Origin of the sequence: Vibrio sp. 10N.222.52.C3 (genome assembly GCF_041474195.1) — a bacterium.
Taxonomy (GTDB): Bacteria; Pseudomonadota; Gammaproteobacteria; order Enterobacterales; family Vibrionaceae; genus Vibrio; species Vibrio crassostreae_C.
Genome location: NZ_JBFRTQ010000137.1, coordinates 1 through 4,622, shown reverse-complemented (window position 1 = coordinate 4,622; position 4,622 = coordinate 1). Strand labels below are relative to the sequence as shown.

5 protein-coding genes and 2 pseudogenes are annotated in these 4,622 nt (G+C 41.3%); 3 read left to right on the top strand and 4 right to left on the bottom strand.

All coding sequences use genetic code 11. The features are described from left to right. Positions 1–73: 73 nt before the first annotated feature. Positions 74–1,251, top strand: a protein-coding gene (locus AB4517_RS19250; protein WP_102420178.1) for an IS3 family transposase whose coding sequence is annotated in 2 segments (ribosomal slippage) — positions 74–332 and positions 332–1,251 — 1,179 coding nt in all. Because the reading frame shifts where the segments join, the coding sequence is not laid out codon by codon here. 7 nt (positions 1,252–1,258) lie between these two features. On the opposite strand, the pseudogene AB4517_RS19245 reads toward AB4517_RS19250, so the two are convergent. From AB4517_RS19245 to AB4517_RS19230, 4 genes and pseudogenes are all read right to left on the bottom strand, one after another. Beyond that, positions 1,259–1,390, bottom strand: a pseudogene (locus AB4517_RS19245) (DUF3465 domain-containing protein); the annotation flags it as partial. A 49-nt stretch (positions 1,391–1,439) separates the two neighbouring features. Next, positions 1,440–1,691, bottom strand: a complete 252-nt coding sequence (locus AB4517_RS19240) for a TIGR03643 family protein (RefSeq protein ID WP_017067224.1) — start codon at positions 1,689–1,691, stop codon at positions 1,440–1,442. Positions 1,692–1,814: 123 nt separating this feature from the next. Continuing rightward, a pseudogene (locus tag AB4517_RS19235) lies at positions 1,815–2,628 on the bottom strand (hypothetical protein). A 218-nt stretch (positions 2,629–2,846) separates the two neighbouring features. Further along, a complete protein-coding gene (locus AB4517_RS19230) occupies positions 2,847–3,272 on the bottom strand; it encodes a hypothetical protein (RefSeq protein ID WP_017065381.1) in 426 nt (141 codons plus the stop codon). A 528-nt stretch (positions 3,273–3,800) separates the two neighbouring features. On the opposite strand from AB4517_RS19230, the gene AB4517_RS19225 reads away from it, so the two are divergent. Beyond that, positions 3,801–3,992 (top strand): hypothetical protein, encoded by a 192-nt coding sequence (locus tag AB4517_RS19225; RefSeq protein ID WP_372149232.1) that lies wholly within the window; start codon positions 3,801–3,803, stop codon positions 3,990–3,992. A gap of 206 nt (positions 3,993–4,198) precedes the next feature. Further along, positions 4,199–4,622, top strand: a 424-nt coding sequence (locus AB4517_RS19220; RefSeq protein WP_372149229.1) for a BLUF domain-containing protein, incomplete at its 3' end; no start/stop codon positions are given.

Here is a 4,622-nt window from a genome sequence, read left to right as displayed (position 1 = left end):
CTGTAGTGGTACGCTGAATTTGGTCACTTAGTTAGAGGTGATATCATCACCTCATAAGTTAACAGGTGACACTATGACAAAACGTACAAGAAGACTATTTAGCGCTGAATTCAAATTAGAAGCGGCACAACTGGTTCTAGATCAGAACCACTCTGTGACAGAGGCTGCTCAAGCTATGAATGTTGGGAAGTCCACGATGGATAAGTGGGTTCGCCAACTAAAAGAGGAACGTCAGGGGAAAGCACCTAAAGCATCGCCGATGACGCCTGAGCAAATTGAAATACGTGAATTAAAAAAGAAGTTAGCTCGCCTTGAAGAGCATAATGAAATATTAAAAAAAGCCACGGCTCTGTTGATGTCGGACTCACTGAACAATTCTTGATAATCAAGAAACTCAAGCAGAGCCACAGCGTAAAAATATTATGTGAAGTGTTCAATGTTCATCGAAGCAGTTATAACTACTGGCGAAAACGTCCAGTAGAAATTGATGCCGAAACAGCAAAGCTCCGTAGTTTAGTTAGCGAGGCACATGCCGCAAGCAACGGTTCTGCGGGAGCGAGAACCATTGCTGACATAATAACGAGTCAGGGAACTAACCTGAGTCGCTACAGAGCAACGAAGTTCATGAAAGCCCTTGGTCTAGTGAGCTGCCAAGTGCCAAAACACAGGTATCGTAAAGCATCACAAGAACATATTGAGATCCCAAACCTCTTAGGCCGCCAGTTTGCAGTTACGGAGCCAAACAGAGTTTGGGTTGGTGACGTTACTTATGTTTGGACTGGCTATCGTTGGATGTACTTAGCCGTAGTTTTAGACCTGTTCGCTAGAAAAACGATTGGTTGGGCAATGTCATTATCGCCCGATAGTCGATTAACTCGTAAGGCTCTTGCCATGGCTTATGAGTCTCGTGGTAAACCACAGGGCGTCATGTTTCACAGCGATCAAGGCAGTCATTATACAAGCCGAAGTTATCGGCAATTACTGTGGCGCTTTCAGATCAAGCAAAGCTTATCTCGACGAGGAAATTGCTGGGATAATGCACCAATGGAACGCTTCTTTAGAAGCTTGAAGACGGAATGGATACCTACAGTAGGTTATCGGAGCTTTGCAGAGGCACAACAAGAAATTACTCGATACATTATTGGGTATTATTGCCAACTCCGCCCGCACCAATACAACGGTGGTTTGACTCCCAATGAATCAGAACGATTGTTCTGGTTAAACTCTAGGAACGTGGCCAATATCAGTTGACCACTACACCGCGCACCTGAACGTCGCTTTGGTGATTTTCGTAAGCTTGCTTAAGTCGCGTATCATTCGCTTGAACATGACTGATGCCGAAGCTAAGCAGCACCAAAAGTAGAGCGCAAAATTGTTTCATTCCTTTCATTTCCCATATCTGTGTGTTGATTTGGGATACTGGCTGGGCATCCCCTCTTTTAACGATGCTTGTACTGAGTCGGACAATAACCTCTCGAAACGTCCGAACTGCGCAGTTTTACATGCTTGGTCGAGCGCCCAGAAACACGTGAGCGCCACAGCTTAAAACTGCCAAGCTTGAGATGGCTACGCATAAAACGAATCACTTGCGATTCATTTAAACCAAATTGGTGCTCTATTGCCTCAAATGGCGTTCGGTCTTCCCACGCCATTTCGATAATTCTTGATTCATTCTCTTTAGATAGCATCATGCATACTCTTCCTTTATAAACTGGGAGAAATACGCTCGTTCCAAATTTAAAGATCACAGGACAAACACTTTGAATTGAACGCGTTATAACGTTCGATAAAACAACAGGCTACCAACTAGGCAATCATGGGGTTAAATAAGCTTGTGCGAACTCTCTAAGCACTCTCGCATTATTGTGGTATTTGCTATCCCCGCACTTTGTGCCATCTACTCTGATGTCCGGGCTGGAATATGCAGGTATAACATCTCGCTCATAAGACATCACTGTGCCTCTGTCAGCACAAATTGTACCGAAGGAATATTGAGGAGCTCTTGGATACGTTCCAGAAATGTAACTTTCTATACTATCAAAATCTTTCAATAACGTTTTATAGTCATGATTAGCACCACTTAAATGGCCAATTTCATGCTCCATTAAGTAATCAGGGCAGTTTATCGCTAAAGAAAAAAAGTAGGATACCGAAGAAGACATACCACAATAATCAGACTCAAAGCTAAAATTATAATTAGAAAATACTATCCCAGTAAAAATGGGGGACGCCGTCTTCTGTTGTTTCTGGAATCGGTTCTTCCATCGAGAGTTTTAATAACCTCTCTGCTGCGCCCAAATCTTGAAACCAAAGGCTGTCGATTTCAGACGTATAAGTCACCTTAATGACTTTTCTCGTCATAGGGACGCAGGAGTTTTTTAACACCAGATTCGAATAGCTTTCCCATGTCGCTATTTTAGAGGCTATAAATGCTTTGGAATATTCATCTAACACCGATTCATCAACATAAAGGTGGATTTCTGTATTCAAAACCTCGCTCTGTACACAAGTAGGAAACTCGATGCTTTGAGCATTGGAGAGTCGACTATTGCTCAACACTATAATCAAAACACAACCAACTAACTGGATGAGCCTTTTAAAAGAACTCTCACTGACTCGTGTATTCATTTCCACCCTCTCCCTATATTCAAAACCACAAAGAGCATCAAAAACGCCGTGACTTAAGATTCATATCAACCCTCATTACACATATAAGCATTGGCCTCTCAAAGTAACCTGCACTACCTGTGTTTTTCAGAAAATAAAAAGCTCGCCATACAATGACGAGCCTTGTTGATTATGGGAGCTTAACGCTTATAAGACCTTAACCTTAACAGATCTAGCCACTAAGACAGCTGATCGCGTAAAGCCAATTCAACGTTTTTCAATACTTTGAACTCTTCTCGAGTACAACCGCGCGCCACGGAAACCCAATGGTCGCCAGTTTCATCGGCCCCTTTAAACTCTGCACGCAACTCATATCGTCGCCATGTAACAAACGCCAAAATAAAGGTCAGTGCAAGCATTGGTAAACCGAACTGAGGAACAAATGCCCAAGTCGCCGCCGAGAGGACTAAAGCCAACGAAACGATATTGATTGCGTTTTCTTTAAGACCCAATTGACGAATTTCTAACTGTTTGATTTTACGTAAGCTATACACATCTTTTTTAACTCGGAGTTCATCAGAACCCACCAGAAAGTCTGATGCTTTGTATGACCTACGAAGTCGCACTAAATTCGCTAACCTGTTGCGTGTTTGGTTCTTATTCATCGCCTTTCTCCATGTTATTTAAAGGTTAGTAAAAACTAATATAATCATGAAGTTAATGAACGAATGCTTGTTTTATAAATCAAATCAATATTAAAATCAAGCCCATGTCATTAATAACGATTATAACAACACCACTTAGCATATAAAATTCAAATAAAAAGAAGGCTTATTGAGGAGTCTACTCATCGTAAATCGATGTACTTTAGTTAAGTGAGATATAGGCCGATAATATTTCCAATAACCGACCAAACATACCAAACGGCGGGCATAATTCCTCCTGCTTTGTAACCACTTATTTCAACGCGATTTTTGCGACAAACTTCGTGTTCAAGGAATGCTGAACAGTGGTCACATAACGCTCCACTTGTCATAGGTCGCATAACTCCCTTGCCCACTATCCATCCGGCTTTTAAATACCTGAATCACTCAATTGAACATATCAATATAGCTTATCGATTAAGCAATTGATCTCATAATGTAGAGTCTGTACGCTTACACTATGCACACGGTTACCTAATGAAGATCACGATGAACGAACTACTGACATGCGGTATGGAACAGAAACAACGAACAACGATGACGAGTTTATTCGCAAGAAATGGATTTAAGATCGCAACGACTGACTTTGATGATGTGACTTTCGAACGTGAAAATGTGTTGGTCAACGTTCGATTTGATTCCTCTTCTAACGTTGAATCGATTTCAACTCTAAACAACTAACGAGCTCACAAGCAGGTCGCTAAAATAATTGAATGGCCAACATTCGAGTCATTTTAGCGTATCTTGCAACCTGCCCTTTTCTACTTCATCCCCATCCTCTTCTCTTCCAAAAGCCACCGAGTGACAATTAAATCAATGACTCGCAATTCCATGAACTTGGCTTATATTTATTAATACCCTTTGTACAAAAATTCGAAATGATGCCTGTGTTCCTAACTCGGTTAATTTATGTCAGTACGCTCTGTGAAAGTTGCGATTCTCAGGCTTTGAACGACATTCTTCAGATTTCACACGACCGCAATAAGCAAAGCCATTTAACAGGCCTTCTAAGCCACAATGATAAGTATTTCCTGCAATGTATTGAAGGTTCGAGAACCGCAGTGAACCATACTTACAATCATATCTTGAATGACACGCGACACAAAAACGTCATGATTTTATATTTCAAAGAGATCGATTGTAGGCAGTTTGGTGATTGGTCTATGGGTGATATTCCACAATCTAGCCTAACTGAACTGGTTAATTTACAGTTTTCAACATCTGATCAATTTAACCTGTACGAAATGTCTGGCGAAAGTGCTTATCGAATGCTTTTAGAGTTAAAGCAAAATTTGGTTCATCGCGGCTTTC